Annotated in this window: 23 protein-coding genes and 1 pseudogene; 17 read left to right on the top strand and 7 right to left on the bottom strand. The window is 62.3% G+C overall.

Annotated features, from left to right (window positions below):
• The first annotated feature begins 59 nt into the window (after positions 1-59).
• The 3 genes from J3R84_RS08790 (at position 60) to J3R84_RS08780 (ending at position 3,177) form a co-directional block, all read left to right on the top strand.
• A complete protein-coding gene (locus tag J3R84_RS08790) occupies positions 60-1,088 on the top strand; it encodes a zinc-binding dehydrogenase (protein ID WP_203528652.1) in 1,029 nt (342 codons plus the stop codon).
• 11 nt (positions 1,089-1,099) lie between these two features.
• Positions 1,100-2,023 carry a lipid A biosynthesis lauroyl acyltransferase gene (locus tag J3R84_RS08785; RefSeq protein ID WP_038577074.1) on the top strand — a complete coding sequence of 308 codons (924 nt, stop codon included), beginning with the start codon at positions 1,100-1,102 and terminating at the stop codon, positions 2,021-2,023.
• A 443-nt stretch (positions 2,024-2,466) separates the two neighbouring features.
• Positions 2,467-3,177, top strand: coding sequence for a PAS domain-containing protein (locus J3R84_RS08780; protein ID WP_025427354.1), 711 nt, complete (start codon positions 2,467-2,469; stop codon positions 3,175-3,177).
• Positions 3,178-3,332: 155 nt separating this feature from the next.
• Here J3R84_RS08780 and J3R84_RS08775 read toward each other — a convergent pair whose 3' ends face one another.
• Positions 3,333-3,818 (bottom strand): hemerythrin domain-containing protein, encoded by a 486-nt coding sequence (locus J3R84_RS08775; RefSeq protein ID WP_025427353.1) that lies wholly within the window; start codon positions 3,816-3,818, stop codon positions 3,333-3,335.
• A 215-nt stretch (positions 3,819-4,033) separates the two neighbouring features.
• On the opposite strand from J3R84_RS08775, the gene ccoN reads away from it, so the two are divergent.
• The 4 genes and pseudogenes from ccoN to ccoP all read left to right on the top strand — a co-directional run bounded on the left by ccoN (position 4,034) and on the right by ccoP (position 7,516).
• On the top strand, positions 4,034-5,656 hold the full coding sequence (gene ccoN / locus J3R84_RS08770) for a cytochrome-c oxidase, cbb3-type subunit I (RefSeq protein WP_203528651.1): 1,623 nt from the start codon (positions 4,034-4,036) through the stop codon (positions 5,654-5,656).
• A 13-nt stretch (positions 5,657-5,669) separates the two neighbouring features.
• On the top strand, positions 5,670-6,401 hold the full coding sequence (ccoO, locus tag J3R84_RS08765) for a cytochrome-c oxidase, cbb3-type subunit II (protein WP_203528649.1): 732 nt from the start codon (positions 5,670-5,672) through the stop codon (positions 6,399-6,401).
• A gap of 14 nt (positions 6,402-6,415) precedes the next feature.
• Positions 6,416-6,565 (top strand): annotated as a pseudogene (locus J3R84_RS08760) (cbb3-type cytochrome c oxidase subunit 3); the annotation flags it as partial.
• A gap of 87 nt (positions 6,566-6,652) precedes the next feature.
• Complete coding sequence (gene ccoP, locus J3R84_RS08755; RefSeq protein WP_025427349.1) at positions 6,653-7,516, top strand: cytochrome-c oxidase, cbb3-type subunit III; 864 nt, start codon at positions 6,653-6,655, stop codon at positions 7,514-7,516.
• A 243-nt stretch (positions 7,517-7,759) separates the two neighbouring features.
• Here the strand turns inward: ccoP and J3R84_RS08750 are convergent, their stop codons facing one another.
• From J3R84_RS08750 to J3R84_RS08730, 5 genes are all read right to left on the bottom strand, one after another.
• Entirely contained in the window at positions 7,760-8,656 is an 897-nt protein-coding gene (locus J3R84_RS08750; RefSeq protein WP_025427348.1) for a hypothetical protein, read from the bottom strand.
• 127 nt (positions 8,657-8,783) lie between these two features.
• Positions 8,784-9,137, bottom strand: a complete 354-nt coding sequence (locus J3R84_RS08745; RefSeq protein WP_203528647.1) for a VOC family protein — start codon at positions 9,135-9,137, stop codon at positions 8,784-8,786.
• Positions 9,130-9,552 carry an SRPBCC family protein gene (locus J3R84_RS08740; RefSeq protein ID WP_025427346.1) on the bottom strand — a complete coding sequence of 141 codons (423 nt, stop codon included), beginning with the start codon at positions 9,550-9,552 and terminating at the stop codon, positions 9,130-9,132. Before J3R84_RS08740 ends, J3R84_RS08745 begins: the two co-directional genes overlap by 8 nt.
• Before the next feature lie 79 nt (positions 9,553-9,631).
• Positions 9,632-10,417: a helix-turn-helix domain-containing protein gene (locus J3R84_RS08735; protein ID WP_025427345.1), complete on the bottom strand. Its 786-nt coding sequence runs from the start codon at positions 10,415-10,417 to the stop codon at positions 9,632-9,634.
• A 49-nt stretch (positions 10,418-10,466) separates the two neighbouring features.
• Complete coding sequence (locus J3R84_RS08730; RefSeq protein WP_057208728.1) at positions 10,467-11,885, bottom strand: alanine/glycine:cation symporter family protein; 1,419 nt, start codon at positions 11,883-11,885, stop codon at positions 10,467-10,469.
• Positions 11,886-12,072: 187 nt separating this feature from the next.
• Between J3R84_RS08730 and ccoG the strand changes: the two genes are divergently transcribed.
• From ccoG to J3R84_RS08700, 6 genes are all read left to right on the top strand, one after another.
• Positions 12,073-13,647, top strand: coding sequence for a cytochrome c oxidase accessory protein CcoG (gene ccoG / locus J3R84_RS08725; RefSeq protein ID WP_203528645.1), 1,575 nt, complete (start codon positions 12,073-12,075; stop codon positions 13,645-13,647).
• Positions 13,644-14,141, top strand: coding sequence for a FixH family protein (locus J3R84_RS08720; protein WP_025427342.1), 498 nt, complete (start codon positions 13,644-13,646; stop codon positions 14,139-14,141). Before ccoG ends, J3R84_RS08720 begins: the two co-directional genes overlap by 4 nt.
• Positions 14,138-16,426: a cation-translocating P-type ATPase gene (locus tag J3R84_RS08715; protein WP_025427341.1), complete on the top strand. Its 2,289-nt coding sequence runs from the start codon at positions 14,138-14,140 to the stop codon at positions 16,424-16,426. The genes J3R84_RS08720 and J3R84_RS08715 overlap by 4 nt, the downstream gene beginning before the upstream one ends.
• On the top strand, positions 16,423-16,581 hold the full coding sequence (ccoS, locus tag J3R84_RS08710; RefSeq protein ID WP_025427340.1) for a cbb3-type cytochrome oxidase assembly protein CcoS: 159 nt from the start codon (positions 16,423-16,425) through the stop codon (positions 16,579-16,581). The genes J3R84_RS08715 and ccoS overlap by 4 nt, the downstream gene beginning before the upstream one ends.
• Before the next feature lie 180 nt (positions 16,582-16,761).
• A complete protein-coding gene (gene gnd / locus J3R84_RS08705) occupies positions 16,762-18,192 on the top strand; it encodes an NADP-dependent phosphogluconate dehydrogenase (protein WP_025427339.1) in 1,431 nt (476 codons plus the stop codon).
• Between the two features lie 415 nt (positions 18,193-18,607).
• Positions 18,608-18,928 (top strand): lysozyme inhibitor LprI family protein, encoded by a 321-nt coding sequence (locus J3R84_RS08700; protein WP_225906376.1) that lies wholly within the window; start codon positions 18,608-18,610, stop codon positions 18,926-18,928.
• Positions 18,929-18,997: 69 nt separating this feature from the next.
• Here J3R84_RS08700 and J3R84_RS08695 read toward each other — a convergent pair whose 3' ends face one another.
• Entirely contained in the window at positions 18,998-20,056 is a 1,059-nt protein-coding gene (locus J3R84_RS08695; RefSeq protein WP_025427338.1) for a LacI family transcriptional regulator, read from the bottom strand.
• A gap of 471 nt (positions 20,057-20,527) precedes the next feature.
• Between J3R84_RS08695 and J3R84_RS08690 the strand changes: the two genes are divergently transcribed.
• The 4 genes from J3R84_RS08690 to J3R84_RS08675 all read left to right on the top strand — a co-directional run bounded on the left by J3R84_RS08690 (position 20,528) and on the right by J3R84_RS08675 (position 24,927).
• A complete protein-coding gene (locus tag J3R84_RS08690) occupies positions 20,528-21,763 on the top strand; it encodes an ABC transporter substrate-binding protein (RefSeq protein WP_025427337.1) in 1,236 nt (411 codons plus the stop codon).
• A gap of 216 nt (positions 21,764-21,979) precedes the next feature.
• Positions 21,980-22,885, top strand: a complete 906-nt coding sequence (locus J3R84_RS08685; protein WP_025427336.1) for a carbohydrate ABC transporter permease — start codon at positions 21,980-21,982, stop codon at positions 22,883-22,885.
• A 118-nt stretch (positions 22,886-23,003) separates the two neighbouring features.
• Positions 23,004-23,831, top strand: a complete 828-nt coding sequence (locus J3R84_RS08680; RefSeq protein WP_225906378.1) for a carbohydrate ABC transporter permease — start codon at positions 23,004-23,006, stop codon at positions 23,829-23,831.
• 4 nt (positions 23,832-23,835) lie between these two features.
• A complete protein-coding gene (locus J3R84_RS08675) occupies positions 23,836-24,927 on the top strand; it encodes an ABC transporter ATP-binding protein (RefSeq protein ID WP_203528643.1) in 1,092 nt (363 codons plus the stop codon).
• The last annotated feature ends 38 nt before the right edge of the window (positions 24,928-24,965 follow it).

Below are 24,965 nucleotides of genomic sequence, written 5' to 3'. Positions count from 1 at the left end.
AGGAAGCACGCCGCAGAAACTTCAGACGAAATGATGCCGCTCAAGGCAGAGGAAAGATCATGCGCGCCCTGCAACTGCTCGATGACCGCAAGCTCGAAATCACCGACGTTCCCGAGCCGGAAGCGCCAGGCCCGGGCGAAGTGACGCTCCGGGTCAAGGCCGTCGCACTCAACCACATCGACGTGTGGGGCTGGCGCGGCATGGCCTTTGCCAAGCGCAAGATGCCGCTCGTCATCGGCGCCGAGGCGGCCGGTGTGGTCGAAAGCATCGGCCCGGGCGTTTCAAGCGTGCTTCCGGGGCAGCTCGTTTCGATCTATGGCGCGCGCACCTGCGGCCTCTGCCGCCCGTGCCGCGAAGGTCGCGACAATCTCTGCGAACATGTGGGCGGCGTGCATGGCTTCCACCTCGACGGCTTCGCGCAGGAGAAGATCAATCTTCCCGCACGCCTGCTGGTGCCGGCACCTTCGGGCATCGATGCCGTGGCCGCAGCGCTTGCACCGGTCACCTTCGGCACGGTCGAGCACATGCTGTTCGACAACGCCAAGCTTGAGCCAGGCGAAACCATTCTCGTCCATGCCGGCGGCTCCGGCATCGGCTCGGCGGCAATCCAGCTTGCCAAGAAGATCGGCTGCACGGTTATCACTACCGTCGGATCCGACGACAAGATCGAGAAGGCCAAGGCGCTCGGCGCCGATCACGTCATCAACTACCGCACCGACCGCTTCGAAGGTGTCGTGCGCAAGCTCACCAAGAAGAAGGGCGTCGACGTCGTGTTCGAACACGTCGGCAAGGACACCTGGGCCGGCTCAATGCTCTGCATGAAGCGGGGAGGCCGCCTGGTCACCTGCGGCTCGACCTCCGGTGTGTCGACCGACATGAACCTGATGATGCTGTTCCAGCAGCAGCTGAAGCTGCTCGGCTCCTTCGGCTGCCGCATGGAAAACATGGCCAACGCCATGCAGAAGATGGCGCGCGGCCTGGTGCATCCGGTCATCGATACGCAGGTCGGTTTCGACGAGATCGACCGGGCACTGGAGCGGATGGAATCGCGCCAGATCTTCGGCAAGATCATCCTGAAGATGGATTGATCCACGTGCGCATGCTGATCACACGGCTGGTTCTGACGGCGGATCATTTCCGGCAGTGGCTGATTGCGCAACTCGTCTTTCTGCTTCTGACGATCCTGAAGCTGTTTCCGGCTGACGGCGCGATCCGCTTCATGGATCGCGCCGCACGCTTCATCGGCCCGAAGACCAGCCGGCACAAGCTGACGCTGACCAATCTGCGCAACGCCTTTCCCGAGAAGCGGGAGGCCGAGATCGAAGCGATCGCCATGGAGAGCTGGGGCAATATGGGCCGCATGGCGGCGGAATATGTCTTCCTCGACCGGCTGTTCGATTTCGATCCCGAGGCGACCAAGCCCGGCCGCGTCGAAGTCTCCGGCGTTCCGCTCTTTCTCGAGCTGCGCGACAACCCGCGACCCTTTATCGTCTTTACCGCCCACAGCGGCAATTTCGAGATGCTGCCGGTCGCTGGCTCCGCCTTCGGGCTGGAGGTGACGGTGCTCTTCCGTCCGCCGAACAACCCTTACGTCGCCGAGAAGGTCTTCGAGTTCCGCAAGGAGCGCATGGGCAATCTCGTGCCGTCGCATGCGGGTTCGTCCTTCGCACTCGCCCGCCAGCTAGAGCGCGGCAACGGCGTCGGCGTTCTGGTCGACCAGAAATTCCGCAAGGGCCTGAAGACCAAATTCTTCGGCCAGGACGTGCAGACCAACCCGCTGCTCGCCAAGCTCGTGCGGCAGTTCAATTGCGAGGTCTATCCCGCCCGCTGCATCCGGCTGCCCGGCAACCGTTTTCGGCTGGAGCTGGAGCCGGCGATCGACATTCCGCGCAAGCCCGATGGCGCTGTCGACGTCAACGCCACGGCACAGGTTCTCAACGACAAGGTGGAGAGCTGGGTGAGGGAGTATCCCGGGCAATGGTTGTGGTACCACGACCGCTGGCACATCAAGCGCTACCTGTAAGACTGATTCTCTTCGAACCGCAAAAGGCGTTGCCGCCGCAGGCATTAACGCCCTTTTTGTCTATGCCTAAGGCATTTGCTGGAGAAAATCGCCGTCTTTGCGCCGTTGAAGTCGTTTCGAAACCGCAAGCTTCCCTTTCTGATGTTGAACGGGGCGGTAATGAGTGTAAACTCACCGTTGTATTGCGAGGGGCAGACTGCAAGCGCTTTGGGTGGCCAAGTCTTTGTGGTTTTCGCTGAGGATGTGGGGGAAACGTCAACGCCTGCATGTTTCCTTAAATCCTATTCGATTTAGGAATAAAAACATGCAGTAATTCGAAGTGCTACAGCGACCTTTGCGCGTCTAATAAGACGCGCGGCGCTGTAGATCAGCATCTACATCATCAAAGCCTGTCATATAAGTGCATCGGCGCGGCCTCGGCCGTGGGGGATTGGGGTTTCGAATTGAACGCACTGATTGAGCTGTTCTGGTTCAAGTATTCACAACTGCAGTATGCAGTACGTACAGCAGACGAACATCTGATCGGACTTCTGGATCGCGAGCTCGATCCCATCTTGAAGTCGGTCTATGATGAGAAGGCCGTGAGCGTCGAAGATGCCCGCCTTCAGTTCCAGTTTCTGATCGATATTCTGCGCGTCGAGGCCGACGATATTTCCTGCGTGCTGCGCCATTCGCAGCTTTTGCAGTCGCTGATCAATCGCTATTTCGCAGCCACGGGCGCGGTCAACGCTGCCGACTTGCGACTGGAGCGCACGCCGGCTGCACCACACAAGGGGCGGGCGGACGAGGGGCTTCTCAACGAGGCGATTCTCGACAGCTTCCCTGACCGCATCGCCGTGATCACGCCGGATTATCGGTATCTCTATACCAATCCGCTCAACGCCAACCATCTCGAAAGCCGCCCGATGGATCTCATCGGTCGGCATATCGTCGAATTCATTGGCATCCAGCGCTTCGAGCTGCGCGTGAAGAGCTATCTCGATCGCTGTTTTGCGGGCGAGGTGGTCGACTATACCTTCGCCAAGACCGTCGACGCGCGAACCGTCGTGGTGCGCTGCCGGCTGACGCCGTGCATGTCGAGCAACGGCAAGCTCATCGGTGCGATCCTGGTGATCCAGGAGCATGCGGACCGACGCCGCGCCATCGCCGCCTGATCCCTGTCGCCTAGAGCGCCGCGCGTCTTATTGGACGCACAAAGGTCGCTGTAGCACTTTGAATTGCTGCATGTTTCCTTAAATCGAATAGGATTTAAGAAAACATGCAGTTGAGCCGGATACAGAAACGGCGGCCCTTTCGAGCCGCCGTTCGTTCAATTGATGTCCGGGTCGACTGGAAGCAGCGTGCGAAGACATTCCTGCTCGAAGCCGATGTGCCTTCGCAGATTGGTGAAGAAGCCGCGCAGCATGTAGCCGGCTGTCTCCGCATTGACGCTCTCGTCGGCAGCGCCGAGCTTCACCAGCATCTCCGTGAGCTCTTCGGCAAAGCACTCATCTTCGCAATGTTCGTATTTGAGCCGCGCGAGCGTTGCCGCGATCGACGGGTCGTCGCCGAAATTCTGCTCGACCCAGCGAAACACCGCGCTCTCTTCGCCCGAATGCAGTTCGCGTATGAGCGGCTCCAGCATCTTGGCGGCATAGGCGCATTTCTGCCGGTCGATTTCAGCCGGCAGGCTGTCGGCGATTTCCTCCAGGCTGTTGCAGAGCGCAAGCTGTTCCTGATGCGCACGTGCCAGCCAGGCCCGCGGTTCGCCCATCGGGGCAGGGCGCGCTCGCAAACCCGTCCACACCCGGATCATTCCACTATCATTCGTTCTCTTCATGCTGTTCTGACGCCAGCTCCTATGGCGCTCCCTCATTGTTTCCTGAGGGTGAAGCAAGTGGAGGCCCCCGGCCTTGATCTGAATCAAGGTGAGGGTGCCCCGATTCTGACACTTTCCGGCAAGCTGCGCTGGGCATGCCGCCTTTAGGCGTGTGCACGCGTCTGCATCTGGATAAAGTTGGGGACCCAACCATGAAATACACTTTCGAGACGATCCTGCTCGGGGTCGGTGCTTTCCTGGCGCTTCTAGGCGCCGGATTCGCACAGGACCGGCAGTTCGAAGCCCATATGTGGGTGCTGTTCTTCGTGCTGCTCGGCGGCACGATCGTTATGATGCGGCGCCTCGACTTCAGCACGGCGTCAGCAGGCAAGGCGGCCGCACCGCAGTCGGAATATTTCGACGAAGTCGTGAAGTATGGCGTCATCGCCACCGTCTTCTGGGGTGTCGTCGGCTTCCTCGTGGGCGTCGTGGTTGCGCTCCAACTGGGCTTTCCGGATCTCAACATCGAGCCGTGGTTCAACTTCGGTCGCATGCGGCCGCTGCACACCTCGGCGGTGATCTTCGCCTTCGGCGGCAACGCGCTGATCGCGACCTCGTTCTACATCGTCCAGCGCACCAGCCGTGCGCGCCTGTTCGGCGGCAATCTCGCCTGGTTCGTGTTCTGGGGCTACCAGCTCTTCATCGTCCTGGCCGCCACCGGCTATCTGCTGGGGATCACCCAGTCGAAGGAATATGCGGAGCCGGAATGGTATGTCGACCTGTGGCTGACGATCGTCTGGGTCGCCTATCTCGCCGTGTTCCTCGGCACGCTGCTGGTGCGCAAGGAGCCGCATATCTATGTGGCGAACTGGTTCTATCTCGCCTTCATCGTCACCATCGCGATGCTGCACATCGTCAACAACCTGGCGGTTCCGGTGTCGTTCCTGGGCTCCAAGAGCTATTCGGCCTTTGCCGGCGTGCAGGACGCGCTGACGCAATGGTGGTACGGCCACAACGCCGTCGGCTTCTTCCTGACGGCCGGCTTCCTCGGCATGATGTATTACTTCATTCCGAAACAGGCCAACCGCCCCGTCTATTCCTACCGCCTGTCGATCATTCACTTCTGGTCGCTGATCTTCATGTACATCTGGGCCGGTCCGCACCACCTGCACTATACGGCTCTGCCGGACTGGGCGCAGACGCTCGGCATGGTCTTCTCCATCATGCTGTGGATGCCGTCCTGGGGCGGCATGATCAACGGCCTGATGACGCTCTCGGGCGCCTGGGACAAGATCCGCACCGACCCGATCATCCGCATGATGGTCATGGCCGTCGCCTTCTACGGCATGGCGACCTTCGAGGGTCCGATGATGTCGATCAAGACGGTCAACTCGCTCAGTCACTATACCGACTGGACGATCGGCCACGTGCATTCGGGTGCGCTCGGCTGGAACGGACTGATCACCTTCGGCGCCATCTACTACCTCACGCCGAAGCTGTGGAACCGCGAGCGGCTCTATAGCGTGCGCATGGTCAACTGGCACTTCTGGTTCGCCACGCTCGGCATCGTCGTCTACGCCGCTGTCATGTGGGTTGCCGGTATCCAGCAGGGCCTGATGTGGCGCGAATACGACGACCAGGGTTTCCTCGTCTATTCCTTCGCGGAATCGGTCGCGGCCATGCTGCCCTACTACGTGCTGCGTGCGCTGGGCGGTGCCCTGTTCCTCGCCGGCGCTCTGCTCATGGCCTTCAACGTAACAATGACCATCCTCGGCCGCGTGCGTGACGAAGCCCCGATCTTCGGTTCGACGCCCGTGCTCAAGGCTGCGGAATAGGAGGGCAGTACCCATGTCCATTCTCGACAAACACGCCACCCTGGAACGCAACGCAACGCTGCTGCTCGTCGGCTCGCTTCTCGTCGTCTCGATCGGCGGCATCGTTGAAATCGCGCCGCTGTTCTATCTCGAAAACACCATCGAGAAGGTCGAAGGCATGCGGCCCTATTCGCCGCTGGAACTCGCGGGCCGCGACATCTACGTTCGCGAAGGCTGCTACGTCTGTCACAGCCAGATGATCCGGCCGTTCCGCGACGAGGTGGAGCGCTACGGGCACTACTCGCTGGCGGCAGAATCCATGTACGACCATCCGTTCCAGTGGGGATCGAAGCGCACCGGGCCGGATCTCGCCCGCGTCGGCGACCGCTATTCGAACGAGTGGCACGTGCAGCATATGACCGAGCCGCGCTCGGTGGTGCCGGAATCGGTGATGCCGAGCTATGCGTTCCTGAAGTCGACGCCGCTCGACGTGAGGAACGTCGCCGGACAGCTGAAGGCCAACAGGGCCGTCGGCGTGCCCTATTCGGACGAGATGATCGAGAACGCCGCCGCCGACATCAAGGCGCAGGCCGACCCGAATGCGGACACGTCGGGTGTCGAGGCGCGCTATCCCACGGCCAAGCTCGGCGATTTCGACGGCGATCCGCAGAAGCTGACGGAGATGGACGCGCTCGTCGCCTATCTCCAGATGCTCGGCACGCTGGTCGACTTCTCCACCTACGACGACACCACGGGCTATCGCTAAGGGAGGGCACGGACATGGAAACCTACACGGCCATGCGCCAGTTCGCCGACAGCTGGGCGCTGCTTGCCATGACGCTCTTCTTCCTCGGCGTCGTCGCCTTCATCTTTAGGCCCGGCGCCAAGAAGGCCGCCGATCGGGCCGCAGCCATCCCCTTCGATCACGATGTGATCGAGACTCAGAAATCAGAGCGGAATGCGGGCGGAAAACCGCAAAACACTTTTCCTCATTCCGCTCGTAAGGAGGATTGATCCATGTCGGACAAACATGTCGACGAGATCAGCGGCGTCGAGACAACCGGCCACGAATGGGACGGGATCCGCGAGCTCAACAACCCGATGCCGCGCTGGTGGGTCTATACCTTCTACGCCACCATCGTCTGGGCGATCGGTTACATGATCGTCTATCCGGCCGTGCCGCTGCTAACCGATGCGACCAAGGGCGTGCTCGGCTACTCCAGCCGTGCGGAACTCAGCGTCGAGCTTGCCGATGCCAAGGCGGCGCAGGCCGGCAATCTGGAAAAGATCGCCGCGAGCTCACTCGACCAGATCATCGCCGATCCGCAGCTTCACCAGTTCGCAGTTGCGGCCGGCGCCTCGGCCTTCAAGGTCAACTGCGCCCAGTGCCACGGTTCGGGTGCCGCCGGTTCGGCCGGCTTCCCCAACCTCAACGACGACGACTGGCTGTGGGGCGGCAAACCTGAGGAGATCTACCAGACGGTGGCGCACGGCATCCGCTATACCGGCGACGACGAGACGCGCGTCTCCGAAATGCCGTCCTTTGCCGAGATCCTCAAGCCGGAAGAGATCAAGCAGACCGCCGCCTATGTCGTCAGCCTCACCGGCACGCCTTCGGATGCGGCGCTGGTCGAACCGGGCAAGGCGCTGTTCGAGGCCAATTGCGCCTCGTGCCACGGCGCCGACGCCAAGGGCAATCGCGAGTTCGGCGCGCCGGATCTTGCCGATGCGCTCTGGCTCAATGGCTCAAGCGAGCAGGCAATCGTCGCGCAGATGAAGGCGCCCAAGCACGGCGTCATGCCGGCCTGGCTGCCACGCCTCGGCGACACCACAGTCAAGCAGCTTGCCGTGTTCGTGCATTCGCTCGGCGGCGGCGAGTAGGGGAACGCTCGCGCCCCGAGCTAAGGTTTGCCCCTCACTGTCCTGCCGGACATCTCTCCCCGCCAGCGGGGAGAGAGCCGTTGGGAGCGACGCTTTCGCCGAACATCGGCGTTGATGGGTGCGGTGCCGGCCCGGCTTGCTACCTTCGCCCCGCTGGCGGGGAGAAGGTGCTGGCAGGCGGATGAGGGGCGGTACCAATCGTCAAGTTAAGAAAATGGCCGCGTCGAAAGACGCGGCCTATCTTCATTCCAGCGCAGCGGCGATGGTGGCGCCGACCATGACGCTTGAAAGGGCGGCGCCCAAAAGCAGCGGCGCGTTGACCGGTCGGCGCACGACGGTGCCGAAATTGAACAGGTTCATCGGCAACAGGTGAAAGCCGCCGCCCTCGGGTTTGCTGCGTGGGGCTTCCATGAAACATTCGTCGTCGAACCAGATCCAGTCATTGCGCCAGGTCCAGCAGCCCTTGTCGCGATAGACGGCGGCAACCTCCTCGGCGAAGGCCTTATCGGCCGGCAGCCTGATGTAGTTGACCGGCTTGCGGCTAAAATACTGCATCGCCAGCGGCATCGAGCGTTCGGTGCAATAGTTCGACATCCAGAGCTTGAAGCCGATTTCGTCGCGAAGCCGGTCGAGCACGCGAAACACCTGCACATGATCCTCGTGACCGTACTCGCCCCAGGGATTGTGGGTGAAGACGTTCATGTCGGGCTTCAACCGCGGCTGCAGCGTGCGATAGAGCGTTTCGTAGTTTTCACGGTAGGCCTGGGCGATCGGCCGCGTCGAGTGGCGGAAGCTGCCGGGCATCAGTTGCGACAGCGATTTCTTCACCACGCGCTTGGCCTCGCGACGCGTGCCTTCGGTTCCGAACTCCATGCCGTAGGGGCCAGGCTTCGGGCTCGTCCAATCGGCGCAGTCGAAGGAGCCGGTCTCCTCCATCTCGAGGAACCGGACGTTGCCGCGGGGATAGGCCTTGATGGCGGCAACGCGGGCGTCGCCCATCTGCGGCTCCGACCAGATATCGCGATAAAGGATGATGACCTCGTCGACCTTTTTCAGGATCGAGGTGAACCACAGCAGTTCGTCGTCGGGGTGGGCGCCGATGATGACGGAATTCCGCAGAAACTCGTGATCGTCTGACATTGCCCAGCGCCCTTTGCCGCTTCTTGTTTTCGCGCGCAATCTTGGGATGCAAAGATTAAGTCTGGGTAAAATCTGCAGGCGCAGACGCCGGTTGTCCACAGGTGGCGGAAACCGGCGCGAGGGATGGTTATTGCGCCGACCAAACCGCCAGCTCGTAGCCGTCAGGATCGGCGAAGTGGAAGCGCCGGCCGCCGGGGAAGGGGAAGATCGGTTGCAGGATTTTTCCGCCGGCCGCCTCGACCTTCCTCAAGCTCTCTTCCAGATTGTCGGCATAGATGATGATCAGCGGCCCTCCGGCCCGGACTGGCCCTGTCGTGGTGAAGCCGCCGGTCAATCTTCCGTCCTGGAACTCGCAATATTCGGGGCCGTAATCCGTGAAGGTCCAGCCGAAGGCGCCGCCATAGAACGCCTTACTGGCGGCGATGTCGGAGACGTTGAACTCGACATAGTCGATGCGGCGATCGTTGCCCTTGTTACCCATGATGTGTCCTGTCGCTTTCTGATTCCAAGATTGACTTAAGGGCGGCGAGATCCTTCGCCACCCATTCGGCATCGCCGGCGAATTGCTCGTCGCTCATGTCGGCCTGCCGCAGCAGCGTGAACATCACCTCGGCGCCATCGTCGTTCGACACGACGCGCAGGGCGTTGTGCACCTTCACGCCGTTTTCCAGCGTCACCAGATGATCGACGACGCCGAAGGCATTGTCGGGGGCAAAACGCACGCGCGCGTTGCCGAGCGGTCCCGGAGCGACCCATTCTTCCCCGTCGCGCGTCAGGCCGGACGAAAGGCCCGATGCCCAGAGCGGCATGTTTTCAGGCTTGGCCATGAAAACATAGACCTCGTGCCAGTCGCGCTCGATCGAGATGTGGATGATTTTCGCTGCCAGTGTCGTCATGCGTTTCGTCGCCTTGCCATTGCCGTTGCAATCAAGGGGTAGCACCACAGGGCGTCGCCGTCTTGAATGAAACGGCCAGTCAGTTCGCGAGCTGGCGCCGGATTTCGCGCGGCGAGAGCGAGGTCAGCTCCCTGGTCTCGCGCGTCAGGTGGGCTTGGTCGGCGTAGCCGGTATCAAGCGCAAGCGCGCTCAGGCTCGCCTCAACGTCGCTTCGGCAGGTGGCGAGAAAACGCTGCAGGCGGAGGATGCGGTCGAGCGTCTTGGCGCCATAGCCGAAATGTTCGTGGCAGCGGCGGCGCAGCGTGCGCTCGCTGGTTCCTGTCGTCTGCGCCAGCAGCCGGATCGGGTTGTCAGACATCGGTTGCCTCTGGCGCAACTCAGCCAGGCAAGCGGCGATGTCGGCAGGCGGGGCTGCGACCGCCGCCAGCCTTTTCTCAACCGCGTGAGCAAGCATCGCGGCACGCGCTGCTGCGCTACCGGCCTCAGTCATCCGCGCATGGAGTTCATCGGCGGCGGCACCCCAGAAGGCATCGAGCGGCACGACCGTACCGGTCAGCTCGCAAAGCGGCGTGCGCAGCCAGGAGGCGGCAATACCGGCCCGAAAGCGCAGGCCGACCACGGTCTCGCCGGGGCCGATGACCGGAAAGGCTGCGACCCTGTCTGGGCCGGCAACAGCCAGACCCCGGCTCGACCAGATGATATCGACGCAGCCATCGGGAACGACAGCCATGGGCGAGGGCGGGCCCTCGGGCATGGTATGGCTCCAAAGGCACTCCACATGGCCCGCAAGCGAGGCAGGCGCCGAGCGCTCGCGGTAGATGCCGCAGCGCTTGGCAAGCGTCAGTGGCCGCAAGGTACCATGCATGCCTTGCCCTCCGAGGTCTCCCGCTTCCGGTTACCTGTCTCTTGCCGCCCTAATCGCGCGACCAGATCTTGCCGTCGATCTGCCCTTGCAGTTCCGGGTAGTCGGCGGCGTGGAAGACCGGCTCGACACCCTGCTTGCGCTGGGCGAAATAGTCCTTCGTCAGCTTGGCAATGGTACCCGACAGGAGCAGGATGGCAATCAGGTTGATCGTCGCCATCAGGCCCATCGAGGCGTCGGCGGCGTCGAACACGGTGGCGATGCTCTCATAGGCGCCCCAGACGACCATGGCGAGAACGGCGCATCGCATGAGGGTGATGCCGAGACGGTTGGCGCCGCCGAGATAGGTCAGCGCGTTCTCCGCGTAGGAATAGTTGCCGATGATCGAGGTGAAGGCGAAGAAGAAGATCGCAATGGCGATGAAATAGCTGCCCGCCCAGCCGATATGGACGTTCATGGCGGCCTGGGTCAGTTGCGTGCCGGTGATGCCGGAGCCGGGCTCCAGCGTGCCGGACAAGAGGATCATCACCGATGTCGCGGTGCAGATCAGGATCGTGTCGATGAAGACGCCGAGCGATTGTACGAACCCTTGCGAGGCCGGGTGATGCGGAACCGGGGTGGCGACGGCTGCGATATTCGGGGCGGAGCCCATGCCGGCTTCGTTGGAGAACAGGCCGCGCTTGACGCCGTTGAGCATGGCGGCAGCGACCCCGCCGGTGATGCCGCCTGCCGCTTCCTGCAGGCCGAAGGCGCTGGAAATGATGGTCCAGAGCACCGTTGGCACCAGCGAGGCGTTGGCGATCAGCACATAGATCGCCATCAGCAGATAGGCGACGGCCATGAACGGCACGACGATTTCGGCAACGCGCGCAATCTGGCGGATACCGCCGAAGATGACGATGCCCGAGAGCGCTGCAACGGCGATGCCGACCACGATCTTCGGAATGCCGAAGGCGCCCTGTACGGCATCGGCGATCGAATTGGCCTGAACCGCATTGAAGACGAGACCGAAGGAAAGGATGAGGCAGACGGAGAAGATCGTTGCCGCCCACGGCGCATTGAGGCCACGGGCGATGTAGAAGGCCGGACCGCCGCGATACTGGCCGTTTTCGTTCTTGACCTTGTAGAGCTGGGCCAGCGCGCTTTCCGCATAGGCCGTCGCCATGCCGACGAGCGCGACCATCCACATCCAGAAGGTGGCGCCCGGTCCGCCGAGATAGAGCGCAACGGCAACGCCGGCGAGATTGCCGGTGCCGACGCGCGAGGCAAGGCTCACGGTCAGCGCCTGGAACGGACTGATGCCCGCCGCATCCTTCGACCCGCCGCTGCTCAACACACGAAACATCTCGCCGAAATGCACGATCTGAGGAAAGCCAAGCCGGATGGTGAAGAAGATGCCGACGGCGAGCAGGCCATAAATGAGCACATAGCCCCAGAAGATCGTGTTCAAAAAGCCGATGATCGTGTCCATGCGGTCCTCGTAGGTTTGGCGGGATGTCGTGGTGTGGCAATTGCCATCAAGTCGCGCGGCATGAAGCCCGGACGTTTCGACGCATGCGGCCGCTTTAGCCCGCAAACTTGACACAGATCAACGTTTCCGGCCGCCAGATCGGGCAAAACAGCGTTCAATACGCGATATATTCGGGGATATCCCACAGATGCAGCCTCAATCCGCCACAAACGCCCCCATCGTCGAACGCCACGAGGCCGAGGCGGTCAACGCGGCGCATGTGCGCAAGCCGCTTTACGAAAAGCGCAAGAAGATCTTCCCGAAGCGCGCCGAGGGACGATTCCGCCAGTTCAAGTGGCTGGTGATGCTGGTCACGCTCGGCATCTACTATCTGACGCCGTGGATCCGCTGGGACCGCGGCGAGCATGCGCCCGACCAGGCGGTGCTTGTCGATATCGCCGCCCGTCGCTTCTATTTCTTCTTCATCGAGATCTGGCCGCAGGAATTCTTCTTCGTGGCCGGGCTTCTCGTGATGGCGGGTTTCGGCCTCTTCCTGGTCACGTCAGCCGTCGGGCGCGCCTGGTGCGGCTACACCTGTCCTCAGACCGTCTGGGTCGACCTGTTCCTTGTCGTCGAGCGCTACATTGAAGGCGACCGCAACGCGCGCATGAAGCTCGATGCCGGACCATGGACAGCGGCCAAGATCGTCAAGCGGGTGACGAAACATTCGATCTGGATTCTGATCGGCATTGCCACCGGCGGCGCCTGGATCTTCTATTTTGCCGACGCGCCGGCCTTGCTGAAGAGCTTCGTCTCGCTCGAGGCGCCGACGATCGCCTATATGACCGTCGCGATTCTCACCGCCACGACCTATGTGTTCGGCGGGCTGATGCGGGAGCAGGTCTGCACCTATATGTGCCCGTGGCCGCGCATCCAGGCGGCGATGCTCGACGAAAACTCGCTGGTCGTCACCTATAACGACTGGCGTGGCGAACCGCGCTCGCGCCACCAGAAGAAGGCGGCAGCCGCGGGCGAGAGCGTCGGCGACTGCGTCGATTGCAATGCCTGCGTCGTCGTCTGTCCGATGGGCATCGACATCCGCGACGGCCAGCAGCTCGAATGCATCACCTGCGCGCTCTGCATCGACGCCTGCGATAACGTCATGGACAAGCTTGGGCGCGAGCGCGGGCTGATCGCCTATGCGACGCTGAGCGATTATGCCTCCAACATGGCGCTTGCCACCGACGGCGGCACGACGGCGATCGACCCGGGCCGGGTGCGTGACGCCGACGGCACCTTCGTCGACAAGGTCAGGCATTTCAACTGGAAGATCGTCTTCCGGCCGCGCGTGCTTGTGTATCTCGGCGTCTGGACGCTGGTTGGTATCGGCCTGCTCTATGCGCTCCTGGCGCGCGATCGGCTGGAGCTCAACGTGCTGCACGATCGCAACCCGCAATTCGTGCTCGAATCGGATGGATCGGTGCGCAACGGCTACATGGTCAAGCTCTTGAACATGATCCCCGAACAGCGCACGATCACACTCACCATCGACGGCATGCCGTCGGCGATGATGCGCATTGCCGGCCAGGCACCGGGCGACGGCCGCAGCTTTGCCGTCGGCGTCGATCCGGACAAGGTGACGGCGCTGAAAGTGTTCGTGACGCTGCCGAAGGATAAACTCGGCGAAGCGCAAGACGGCTTCAGCCTGATTGCAGAAGACCCGTCGAGCCATGAGCGCGACGAATACCAGGCCAACTTCAACCAACCGGGAGCCGCGAAATGACCGCTGACCAAGGCAGGCAACCCCGTGTCTTCACCGGATGGCACATGCTCGGCGTGATGGTGCTGTTCTTCGGCACCATCATCACCGTCAACCTGATCATGGCCTGGAACGCCAGCCACAGCTGGAGCGGGCTCGTCGTCCAGAACACCTATGTCGCCAGCCAGCAGTTCAACGGCAAGGTGAAGGAGGCGCGCGCCTTTGCAGCGAGCGGCCTCGACGGCAAGCTCAGCCTGGAGCCGGGCGCGGTGCGCTACACGCTGACGCGACAAGGCAAGGCTGAAACGTCGGCCGACAAGGTCGTTGCCGTGTTCAAGCGTCCGGTCGAGGAGCATGAGGACGTGCAGATCGAGATGGCGCATCAGGGCAACGGCGTCTTCGTTGCCGCAACCGACCTTAAGCGCGGACAATGGATTGCCGATATCACCGCGACGTCGGGCGACAAGGTCGTCTATCGCCAGGCCATTCGCTTCATCGCGCCGGGAGAGCGTCCATGAGTTGCTGCGCTGCCGGCGCCGAAACCGCGCTGGAGATCGACAGGAGTGCGCAAGGCCTGCCGAGTTCGGAAGAGCTGTGGCTGACCAGCCGCACGCTCGGCAGTGGCCTTCGCCAGACCGACCTCAGCGTGCCCGGCATCCACTGCGGCGCCTGCATCACGACGATCGAGGCTGCCCTGAAGAGCCGGCCGGAGGTGGAGCGCGCCCGCGTCAACCTGTCCTCGCGCCGGGTCTCAGTCGTCTGGAAGGAAGAGGTCGCGGGGCAGCGCAGCGATCCGCGCGAACTGGCGCGCGCGATCCGCGAGCGCGGCTACGAAACGCATCTGTTTGCACCCGGCGAGGAAGAGGGCGACACGCTGTTGAAGCAGCTGGTCCGCGCCGTTGCCGTCGCCGGCTTTGCCTCGACCAACATCATGCTGCTCTCGGTCTCGGTCTGGTCGGGCGCCGAGGCGGCAACGCGCGATCTCTTCCATTGGATTTCGGCGCTGATCGCCGCGCCGACGCTGATCTATGCCGGCCGGTTCTTCTATGCCTCCGCCTGGAATGCGCTGAAGCACGGCCGCACGAACATGGACGTGCCGATCGCCCTGGCGATCACGCTCTCCTACGGCATCTCGCTTTATGAGACGATCACTCACGGCACCCATGCCTGGTTCGACGGCACGGTGATGCTTCTGTTCTTCCTGCTTATCGGCCGCACGCTCGACCACATGATGCGCGGCCGCGCCCGCTCGGCGATCAGCAGCCTGGCGCGCCTGTCGCCGCGCGGGGCGATGGTCATCGATGCCGACGGCAGCCGCGAATACCGTCCGGTGGACGAGATCAAGCCGGGCGAACGGCTGGCGATTGCGGCCGGCGAGCGTATTCCTGTCGATGGCCGGATTCTCGTCGGCTCGAGCGACCTGGACCGCTCGATCGTCAACGGCGAAAGCGCACCCGCGCCGGTGCATATTGGCGACACGGTCGAGGCCGGCACGCTCAACCTGACGGGACCGCTGACGATCGAGGCGACGGCTGCTGCCCGCGACTCGCTGCTCGCGGAAATCATGGGCCTGATGGAGGCGGCCGAAGGGGGCAGGGCGCGTTATCGCCGCATCGCCGATCGGGCAGCGCAATATTATTCGCCAGCGGTTCACCTGTTGGCCTTCCTGAGCTTTATCGGCTGGATGTTCGTCGACGGCGATTTCCATCACGCCATGCTGGTGGCCGTTGCTGTGCTGATCATCACCTGCCCATGCGCCCTTGGCCTGGCGGTGCCGGTGGTGCAGGTCATTGCCGCAGGCCGGCTCTTCCAGAACGGCGTCATGGTAAAGGACGGATCGGCCATGGAGCGGCTGGCCGAGATCGACACGGTGCTGTTCGACAAGACCGGCACGCTGACCGCCGGGGAACCGCGCCTGACCAACGGGGCCGAGATCAAGCCGGCGGTGCTGGCGACCGCTGCCGGCCTTGCCGTGCATTCGCGCCACCCGCTGGCCATGGCCATCCACGATGCGGCTGCGATCGCGCCGGTTCTCTCCGGCGATATCCGTGAAATCCCGGGCGCGGGCATCGAGGCACAGACGACCGACGGCATCTATCGTCTCGGCAGCCGCGCCTTTGCCTGTGGCGACGCCGGTGAGGCGAGCGGCCAGTCGGAGGTCATCCTCTCGCTCGACGGACGCGAGCTTGCCTGCTTCCGCTTTGAAGACCGGCTGCGGCCACAGGCGCGCGAAAGCGTCGACAAGCTGACACGCATGGGCTTTGCAACCGGCATTCTCTCGGGCGACCGCGAGCCGGTCGTGGCAGCGCTTGCCCGCAGGCTCGGCATCATCCGCTGGCGTTCCGAACTGTCGCCGCGCGGCAAGGTCGACGAATGCGCGGCTGCGGCCGAAGGCGGTCATCGCGTGCTGATGGTCGGCGACGGTATCAATGATGCGCCGGCGCTGCGTGCAGCCCACGTCTCGATGGCGCCGGCAACGGCTGCCGACGTCGGCCGGCAGGCTGCCGATTTCGTCTTCCTGCACCAGGGCCTCGACGCCGTGCCGATGGCGATCGACACCTCGCGCCGGGCAGGCCGGCTGATCCGCCAGAACTTCGCGCTGGCGATCGGCTACAACGTCATCGCCGTCCCGATCGCCATCATGGGCTACGCGACGCCGTTGATTGCAGCCATCGCCATGTCGACATCGTCGATCATCGTCGTTGCCAACGCTTTGCGGCTGCGCGCGAAGGTGGCGAAGTCTGCCGCAGCGATCGAGCGACAGGCGCCGACGACGCTGGGCGCGATCGGAAGCGCCTCATGAACACGCTGATCTATCTCATTCCGATCGCATTGTTCTTAGGGGGACTCGGTCTCGTCGCCTTCCTCTGGGCGCTGAAGAGCGGCCAGTACGAAGACCTCGACGGCGCCTCCTGGCGCGTGCTCGACGATGGCGACGGCAAGCCCGAAAAGGAGTGATTTTCTCAAGAATCGCTTGTCGTTAATCGATTTGAATGCCAAAACAGCCTCCGCCGTCGCATCTCGCGTCCGCCCCTTTCCCGAGGGGCAATGCGAGCGCGCGAAGTTTAATTCGAGGGGCCGGCTCCCACGCGTTTATCCTGATCGCGTCCGGCTCTCCTGTCCAATGGAGGCAATCACGTGTCACAGGCGGAAATCGGCCTTATCGGTCTCGGCGTCATGGGCTCGAACCTGGCGCTCAACATCGCTGAAAAAGGCAACAAGATAGCGGTCTTCAACCGCACCGTCGAAGCGACGCACAAATTCTACGCGGAAGCCGGCGAACTCCAGGGCCAGATCGTGCCCTGCGACACCATCGAAGAGTTCGTCGCCGCCATCCGCCCGCCACGTCCGATCATCATCATGATCAAGGCCGGCGAGCCGGTCGATCAGCAGATGGAAATCCTCAAGCCGTACCTCGCCAAGGGCGACATCATGATCGATGCCGGCAACGCCAACTTCCGCGACACGATGCGCCGCTTCGATGCGCTGAAGGACTCAGGTCTGACCTTCATCGGCATGGGTGTTTCCGGCGGTGAAGAGGGCGCGCGCCATGGCCCGTCGATCATGGTCGGCGGCACGGAAGATTCCTACAAGCGCGTCGAGACGGTGCTGACCTCGATCGCCGCGAAATACGACAATGATCCGTGCGTTGCCTGGCTCGGCGAAAACGGCGCCGGCCACTTCGTCAAGACCATCCACAACGGCATCGAATATGCCGATATGCAGATGATCGCCGAAATCTACGGTATCCTGCGCGACGGCTTGAAGATGACGGCCGGCGAAATCGGCGAAGTCTTTGGCGCCTGGAACAAGGGTCGCCTGAATTCCTACCTGATCGAGATCACCGAAAAGGTCTTGAAGGCAGCGGATCCGCTGACCGGCAAGCCGATCGTCGACCTGATCCTCGACAAGGCCGGCCAGAAGGGCACCGGCAAGTGGTCGGTGATCGAAGCGCAGAACATGGGCGTTCCGGCAACCGCGATCGAAGCGGCCGTTGCCGCGCGCAGCATCTCGTCCGCCAAGGATGAGCGCGAAGCCGCCGAGAAGATCCTCGGCCTGCCTGATGTCGGCGAGTTAAAGGTCACTGATAAGGCTGCCTTCATCAAGGACCTGGAAAACGCGCTGCTGGCCGCCAAGATCGGCGCCTATGCTCAAGGCTTTGCCGTCATGTCCGCCGCCTCGAAGGAATTCAACTGGTCGCTGCCGATGCCAACGATTGCCAAGATCTGGCGCGCCGGCTGCATCATCCGCTCGCAGTTCCTGGATGAAATCACCACCGCCTTCACCAAGGCGCCCGATGCCGCCAACCTGATCGTCACCCCGGCCTTTGCCGCCATGGTCAAGGAAACCGACGGGGCACTGCGCCGTGTCGTTTCGGCAGCCATGCTCGGTGGCCTGCCGGCGCCGGCGCTGGCCTCGGCACTCGGCTACTTCGACAGCTACCGCCGCGGCCGCGGCACTGCCAACGTGATCCAGGCCCAGCGCGACTTCTTCGGCGCCCACGGCTTCGACCGCGTCGATGGCGCCGATGCCCACCACGGCCCGTGGGGCAGCGGCCTCAACGCCTGAGCGGGCAAAATCGGAATTTCGAACGGGGCGGCCTACAGCGCCGCGCGTCTTATTAGACGCGCGGCGCTGTAGCACTTTGAATTGCTGCATGTTTTTATCCTTAAATCGAATGCGATTTAAGGCAACATGCGGTAGGTCGCCCCGTTTCGTTTGGTCATCGATCCCCATCTATTCACACGGTTGTATCGAGCAGGAAGACCAGTATGCAGTAGACGGCCGTCCTTGGTGCGACCGGTGATTGAATCGCCGATGAAACCGAAGAGAGCGCCCATGATCAGACTGTCATGAGAGCTGCGGATAACGGCGGCGGCAGCGCGCCCGGTGCGCCGTTGCTGATAAGACGGCCAATTGCAGTAAGGGATTTATTCGTTCCAAGCGCGAAACAGAGTCGTTTCAAAAACGGAGACTGAGTTCCATGAAGGCTTCATTGTTGACTGCCGCCCTGGTCTTGGCAACGTCCACGTCGGCATATGCGGAGCAAAGCTGCGGCGACCTGACGAACCAAGCGGACATGAACATATGCGCCGGGAAGGCCTATGACAAATCCGACACCGAACTGAACACTCTCTACAAGCAGATCGAGGCACGACTAAAGAACGACGCAGACACCACAAGGCTGCTGCTAACAGCGCAGAGGGCGTGGGTGGCGTTCCGCGATGCCGATGCAACTTTTCGAGTTCCGTGGTCACGGGCAGCTTGTATTCGTTCATTTTCAACTCGTGCCGTGATGGCATGACCAAAGTCCGTATCGAAAACCTCAAGGTTTACCTGAAATGCACCGACGGTGACCTGGACTGCCCTGTTCCTACCGTTTGATCGATACCGGCACGGCGGACTGAAGCTCCGGCTGACTGAGGCTCTGCAGCGTTTCGGACGGCTGGCCGTCGATATGGCCGATCACCGCCTTGGCGAGTTCGCGCCCGGCAACCCGGATGTCCTCGTACATGGTCACCACTTCGGGGCGAAGCCAGCGCAGGAAATCGCTCGGCACCTTGGACACCATGTCGGCATCCTTGCCGAGTGTCCTGTTGGCGGCCTCAAGGCCGGCGATCAGTGCGATCGCGCCGGAGCCGCTGCCCGACACGATGCCGTCAGGCGGATTGTCCGAGCGCATCAGCGTCTCGAAGGCGTCGCGGATCTCGACCAGCGTGTGATCGATATTGATGTGGTGGAAGCTGACCGCATCCGCCTGGAAATCGCGAAGGCCGCGCTCGAAGCCGGCGCGCATGTGCGAATAGAAGGTCAGGTGCGGCGGCGGCTCCAGCAGCACCAGGCGCTTGCGGCCGCGCTCCACCAGCTCGCGCACGGCCTCATAGGCAAAACGCTCGTTGTCGAAGTCGTGATAGGGGTGGACGACGCCCATCTCGGTGCGGCCGTGGGTGACGAAGGGCAGGCCGCGCTCCGTCAGAAGCGCCACGCGCGGGTCGTGCGGCTCGGTGCGCGAAATGATCACGCCGTCGGCCGCGCCGGTGTCGAGGATATAGCGGATCGGCGCCAGCGCATCCTTGGTAGCGCTATAGGGCGTGACCACCAGATGATAGGGGGTGCCGGCGAGAACCTCGGTGATGCCGACGACCATGGGGCTGGTGATGCCCATGATTTCTTCTTCCAATGTCAGTACCAGGCTGATGACATTGGTCTTGCCGGTTCTCAGGCGCACCCCGGCGCGGTTCGGCTGGTAGCCGATCTGCTTGGCGACGAGGCGCACGCGCTCCTTGGTTTCGGCGCCGATATCGGGCGCATCCTTCAAGGCGCGCGAGACGGTGGTGATGCCGAGCCCGGTCATGAAGGCGATCGTCTTCAGCGTGGGCCTGCCGCCATCCGGCGGCGGCGTCAGCGGTCTGTTTTTCGTCTTGCTGTCCATCGCTGTCACCCGCTCGCCCTTGCCGTTGCCGCCCGCCGCCCCATTTAGCGTCACTTCCCGCCTTATATACGAAATGTGACGGGGAGCTATCCTGCTATGGGCGTACGGCACCGAGGCAAATCTGTAACGATACAGTAGCGCTGTCGAGCATTTTCGTTGCTGCGCTGCGGTGAATGAAACACTCTGGTTGAGTGTGCTGTGTTGCAGCGGGCTTTTTGCGTCTGCGAGAGAGCATATGCAGCAAAATACCAGCATTTCTGCACAAAAAATATCAAAATCAGCGCGTTATCAACCCGCTATGCCGGATCTTCATGGTCTTGCCCGTGATCAGTTCACGTCTCTTTGATGTCCGAAAGTACGCCTGTAGATTGCAGAAAATGTTTCTGTTTAAATTCATTGGGGTGGGAGTTGCGGACCGGGATCGTTTCCTCTAAGTTTTTTACGGTAACGTTACAGTGAGGGAGGAGACTCATGAATTTACGTTCTTTCGCGGCCGCTTTGGCGGTGACGGTGGCGCTGCCATTTGGTGCAGCAAACGCAACCGATCTCGAGGTGACGCATTGGTGGACGTCGGGCGGGGAGGCTGCTGCGGTCGCCGAGCTTGCAAAAGCGTTCGATGCCACCGGAAATCACTGGGTTGACGGTGCCATTGCCGGCGCCGGCAGCACGGCGCGGCCGATCATGGTCAGCCGCCTGACCGGTGGCGATCCGATGGGTGCCACGCAATTCAACCATGGACGCCAGGCAGAGGAACTGGTCGAGGCTGGGCTGATGCGCGACCTGACCGATGTCGCCTCCAAGGAGAACTGGAAAGAGATCATCAGGCCGGCGAGCCTGCTCGATTCCTGCACCATCGACGGCAAGGTCTATTGCGCGCCGGTCAACATTCATTCCTGGCAGTGGCTCTGGCTGTCGAACGCTGCCTTCAAGAAGGCCGGCGTCGATGTGCCGAAGAACTGGGACGAGTTTGTCGCAGCGGCACCGGCACTTGAAAAAGCCGGCATCGTGCCGCTCGCCGTCGGCGGACAGCCGTGGCAGTCGGCCGGTGCCTTCGACGTTCTCATCGTCGCTCTTGCCGGCAAGGACACGTTCCTCAAGGTCTTTGGCGACAAGGACGAGGAAGTGGCCGCCGGTCCTGAAATTGCCAAGGTGTTCAAGGCTGCGGATGACGCGCGTCGCATGTCCAAGGGCACCAATGTCCAGGACTGGAACCAGGCGACCAACATGGTCATCACCGGCAAGGCCGGCGGCCAGATCATGGGCGACTGGGCGCAAGGCGAATTCCAGCTCGCCGGCCAGAAGGCCGGAACCGATTACACCTGCCTGCCGGGCCTCGGCGTCAACGAAGTCATCGCGACGGGCGGCGACGCTTTCTATTTCCCGGTGCTGAAGGATGAGGAGAAATCCAAGGCCCAGGAAGTGCTGGCATCGACGCTCCTGAACCCGGCGACGCAGGTGGCGTTCAACCTGAAGAAGGGTTCGCTGCCGGTGCGCGGCGATGTCGATCTGGCTGCCGCCAACGACTGCATGAAGAAGGGCCTGGACATCCTCGCCAAGGGCAACGTCATCCAGTGGACCGACCAGCTTCTGTCGGCTGACAGCCAGAAACAGAAGGAAGATCTCTTCTCCGAGTTCTTCGCCAACCCCTCCATGACGCCGGAGGAAGCGCAGAAGCGCTTTGCCGACATCATCGCTTCGGCGGACTGATGGAGCTTCCTTGATCCGTCGGCCCCGCCCTCGGCGGGGTCGGCCAAGGCTCCCATTCGGCACGACACGTTCAGGCGGACCAGCGTGCCTTTGCCTGGCAGGCGTATTGGGAGAACGGCTTCAACGTGGCGAGGCGGTTTTCGAGCGACGGCACATCCGTTCGTCATCGACGCCGCCTGCCATCGGCAATCCAATGCAGTTCCGGAGGAACGAAACATGGGTCACACACGCGGTTCGGGTCGGCCGAACCAGTGGCTGCGGAATCTGAATGCGAAGCTGGCCTCGATCCCGATGATCCTGACGGCCGTGGTCATTTTCCTCGGCGGCACGGTCTGGACCGTGGTCTATTCCTTCACCAATTCCAAGCTCTTGCCGCGGCTTTCCTTCGTTGGCCTCGACCAGTATGAGCGGCTGTGGGCCGCGCCGCGCTGGCTGATGTCGGTGCAGAACCTGGCGATCTACGGCTTGTTTTCGCTGATTTTCAGCCTGGTCATCGGCTTCCTGCTGGCGGCGCTGATGGACCAAAAGATCCGCTTCGAGAACACGTTCCGCACGATCATGCTCTATCCCTTCGCCCTGTCCTTCATCGTGACGGGCCTCGTGTGGCAATGGCTGCTCAACCCGGAATACGGCATCCAGTCGGTGGTGCGCTCTCTCGGCTGGACGAGTTTTGCCTTCGACCCGCTCTACAATTCCAATATCGTCATTTACGGCATCCTGATCGCGGCGCTGTGGCAAGGGACCGGGCTCGTCATGTGCCTGATGCTCGCCGGCTTGCGTGGGATCGACGAGGATATCTGGAAGGCGTCGCGCGTTGACGGCATTCCGATGTGGAAGACCTATGTCTTCGTCATCATCCCGATGATGCGCGGCGTCTTCATCACCACGCTGGTGATCATCGCAAGCGGCATCGTCAAGGTTTACGATCTCGTGGTGGCGCAGACGAGCGGCGGCCCGGGCATCGCCTCGGAAGTGCCGGCCAAATACGTCTACGACTACATGTTCCAGGCGCAGAATCTCGGCCAGGGATTTGCCGCCTCGACCATGATGCTCATCACCGTCGCCATCATCATCGTGCCCTGGGCCTATCTCGAATTTGGGGGAGGGCGCAAGCGTGCCTGAGATCGTCGCTTTCAACGCCATCGCCGCCGGTATCGACCCCGAGGCGGAAAAGACCTCCGTTGCCCTTTCAGGCCCGCGGGGCCGCAAGCCGCGCCGGGCGCTTTCGGGCCGCAACATCATGGTCTACGGCACCCTGATTGTCGTGGCACTCTACTACCTGCTGCCACTCTACGTCATGGTCATGACCTCGCTGAAGGGCATGCCGGAAATCCGACTCGGCAACATCTTCGCGCCGCCGCTCGAAATCACCTTCGAGCCCTGGGTGAAGGCCTGGTCGAGCGCCTGCACCGGCCTCAACTGCGATGGCCTTTCGCGCGGCTTCTGGAACTCGGTGCGCATCACCGTTCCCTCGACCATCGTCTCGATCGCGATTGCCTCGATCAACGGCTATGCGCTGGCCAACTGGCGCTTCAAGGGCGCCGACCTGTTCTTCACTATCCTGATCGTCGGCGCCTTCATCCCCTATCAGGTGATGATCTATCCGATCGTCATCGTGCTGCGCGAGCTCGGCGTCTATGGCTCGCTGACCGGCCTGATCATCGTTCACACCATCTTCGGCATGCCGATCCTGACGCTTCTGTTCCGCAACTATTTCGCCGGGCTGCCGGAAGAATTGTTCAAGGCGGCGCGCGTCGACGGCGCTGGGTTCTGGACCATCTATTTCCGCATCATGCTGCCGATGTCGATGCCGATCTTCGTGGTGGCGATGATCCTGCAGGTGACCGGCATCTGGAACGACTTCCTGTTCGGCGTGGTGTTCACCCGGCCGGAATATTACCCGATGACCGTCCAGCTCAACAACATCGTCAATTCGGTACAGGGCGTGAAGGAATACAACGTCAACATGGCGGCAACCATCCTCACCGGTGCCGTGCCGCTTTTCGTCTACTTCGTCTCCGGGCGGCTTTTTGTCCGCGGCATCGCCGCCGGCGCAGTGAAAGGGTAAGGGCATGGAAAACGTCAGCGTATCGGTCAAGGATCTGTCGTTGAGCTTCGGTGCCGTCACTGTGCTCGACACGCTCAACCTCGACATCAAGGATGGCGAATTCCTGGTGCTGCTCGGCTCATCCGGCTGCGGCAAGTCGACCTTGCTCAACTGCATCGCCGGGCTCCTGGACGTCAGCGACGGCCAGATCTTCATCAAGAGCAAGAACGTCACCTGGGAGGAGCCGAAGGACCGTGGTATCGGCATGGTGTTCCAGTCCTACGCGCTCTATCCGCAGATGTCGGTGGAGAAGAACCTCTCCTTCGGGCTCAAGGTGGCCAAGGTCGAAAAGGCCGAGATCGACAAGCGCGTCAGCCGCGCCGCCGAGATCCTGCAGATCCAGCCGCTGTTGAAGCGCAAGCCCGCCGAGCTTTCCGGCGGCCAGCGCCAGCGCGTGGCGATCGGCCGGGCACTGGTGCGCGATGTCGACGTGTTCCTGTTCGACGAGCCACTGTCGAACCTCGACGCCAAGCTGCGTTCGGAACTGCGCGTCGAGATCAAGCGGCTGCATCAGTCCCTGAAGAACACGATGATCTACGTCACCCACGACCAGATCGAGGCGCTGACGCTAGCCGACCGCATCGCGGTGATGAAGAGCGGTGTCATCCAGCAGCTTGCCGATCCGATGACGATCTACAACGCGCCGGAAAACCTGTTCGTCGCCGGCTTCATCGGCTCGCCGTCGATGAACTTCTTCCGCGGCGAGCTGCAATTGAAGGATGGGCGGGCCTTCGTGCGCGCCAATGGCGTCGATTTCGACGTGTCGGCCTATCCGTCGCGCGGGCCGTTCAAATCTGGCCAAAAGGTCGTCCTTGGCCTGAGGCCGGAGCATGTGCGTGTCGACGAGGCACCGAACGGCCAGCCGTCGCACCAGGCGGTCGTCGATATCGAGGAGCCGATGGGCGCCGACAACCTGCTCTGGCTGAAACTTGCCGGCCAGTCGATGTCGGTGCGCATCGGCGGCCAGCGCCGCTACAAGCCGGGAACGGCGGTGACGCTTTCCTTCGACATGGCGGTCGCCTCGATCTTCGACGCGGTCAGCGAAAATCGTCTCTGAACAACGGGGAAACGCGCCGGCTTTCATCATCCGGCGCG

Origin of the sequence: Ensifer canadensis, from assembly GCF_017488845.2 — a bacterium.
Taxonomy (GTDB): Bacteria; Pseudomonadota; Alphaproteobacteria; order Rhizobiales; family Rhizobiaceae; genus Ensifer; species Ensifer canadensis.
The sequence above is the reverse complement of the archived record's forward strand: the minus strand, read 5'-3'. Positions and strand labels throughout refer to the sequence as shown.

What these genes read in the sequence shown, in the direction of transcription:
- J3R84_RS08790 (WP_203528652.1), top strand. Translation starts at nt 60, where the DNA reads ATGCGCGCCCTGCAACTGCTCGATGACCGCAAGCTCGAAATCACCGAC.
- J3R84_RS08785 (WP_038577074.1), top strand. Translation starts at nt 1,100, where the DNA reads ATGCTGATCACACGGCTGGTTCTGACGGCGGATCATTTCCGGCAGTGG.
- J3R84_RS08775 (WP_025427353.1), bottom strand. Translation starts at nt 3,818, where the DNA reads ATGATCCGGGTGTGGACGGGTTTGCGAGCGCGCCCTGCCCCGATGGGC.
- ccoN (WP_203528651.1), top strand. Translation starts at nt 4,034, where the DNA reads ATGAAATACACTTTCGAGACGATCCTGCTCGGGGTCGGTGCTTTCCTG.
- ccoO (WP_203528649.1), top strand. Translation starts at nt 5,670, where the DNA reads ATGTCCATTCTCGACAAACACGCCACCCTGGAACGCAACGCAACGCTG.
- ccoP (WP_025427349.1), top strand. Translation starts at nt 6,653, where the DNA reads ATGTCGGACAAACATGTCGACGAGATCAGCGGCGTCGAGACAACCGGC.
- J3R84_RS08750 (WP_025427348.1), bottom strand. Translation starts at nt 8,656, where the DNA reads ATGTCAGACGATCACGAGTTTCTGCGGAATTCCGTCATCATCGGCGCC.
- J3R84_RS08745 (WP_203528647.1), bottom strand. Translation starts at nt 9,137, where the DNA reads ATGGGTAACAAGGGCAACGATCGCCGCATCGACTATGTCGAGTTCAAC.
- J3R84_RS08740 (WP_025427346.1), bottom strand. Translation starts at nt 9,552, where the DNA reads ATGACGACACTGGCAGCGAAAATCATCCACATCTCGATCGAGCGCGAC.
- J3R84_RS08735 (WP_025427345.1), bottom strand. Translation starts at nt 10,417, where the DNA reads ATGCATGGTACCTTGCGGCCACTGACGCTTGCCAAGCGCTGCGGCATC.
- J3R84_RS08730 (WP_057208728.1), bottom strand. Translation starts at nt 11,885, where the DNA reads ATGGACACGATCATCGGCTTTTTGAACACGATCTTCTGGGGCTATGTG.
- ccoG (WP_203528645.1), top strand. Translation starts at nt 12,073, where the DNA reads ATGCAGCCTCAATCCGCCACAAACGCCCCCATCGTCGAACGCCACGAG.
- J3R84_RS08720 (WP_025427342.1), top strand. Translation starts at nt 13,644, where the DNA reads ATGACCGCTGACCAAGGCAGGCAACCCCGTGTCTTCACCGGATGGCAC.
- J3R84_RS08715 (WP_025427341.1), top strand. Translation starts at nt 14,138, where the DNA reads ATGAGTTGCTGCGCTGCCGGCGCCGAAACCGCGCTGGAGATCGACAGG.
- ccoS (WP_025427340.1), top strand. Translation starts at nt 16,423, where the DNA reads ATGAACACGCTGATCTATCTCATTCCGATCGCATTGTTCTTAGGGGGA.
- J3R84_RS08700 (WP_225906376.1), top strand. Translation starts at nt 18,608, where the DNA reads ATGAAGGCTTCATTGTTGACTGCCGCCCTGGTCTTGGCAACGTCCACG.
- J3R84_RS08695 (WP_025427338.1), bottom strand. Translation starts at nt 20,056, where the DNA reads ATGGACAGCAAGACGAAAAACAGACCGCTGACGCCGCCGCCGGATGGC.
- J3R84_RS08690 (WP_025427337.1), top strand. Translation starts at nt 20,528, where the DNA reads ATGAATTTACGTTCTTTCGCGGCCGCTTTGGCGGTGACGGTGGCGCTG.
- J3R84_RS08685 (WP_025427336.1), top strand. Translation starts at nt 21,980, where the DNA reads ATGGGTCACACACGCGGTTCGGGTCGGCCGAACCAGTGGCTGCGGAAT.
- J3R84_RS08680 (WP_225906378.1), top strand. Translation starts at nt 23,004, where the DNA reads ATGGTCTACGGCACCCTGATTGTCGTGGCACTCTACTACCTGCTGCCA.
- J3R84_RS08675 (WP_203528643.1), top strand. Translation starts at nt 23,836, where the DNA reads ATGGAAAACGTCAGCGTATCGGTCAAGGATCTGTCGTTGAGCTTCGGT.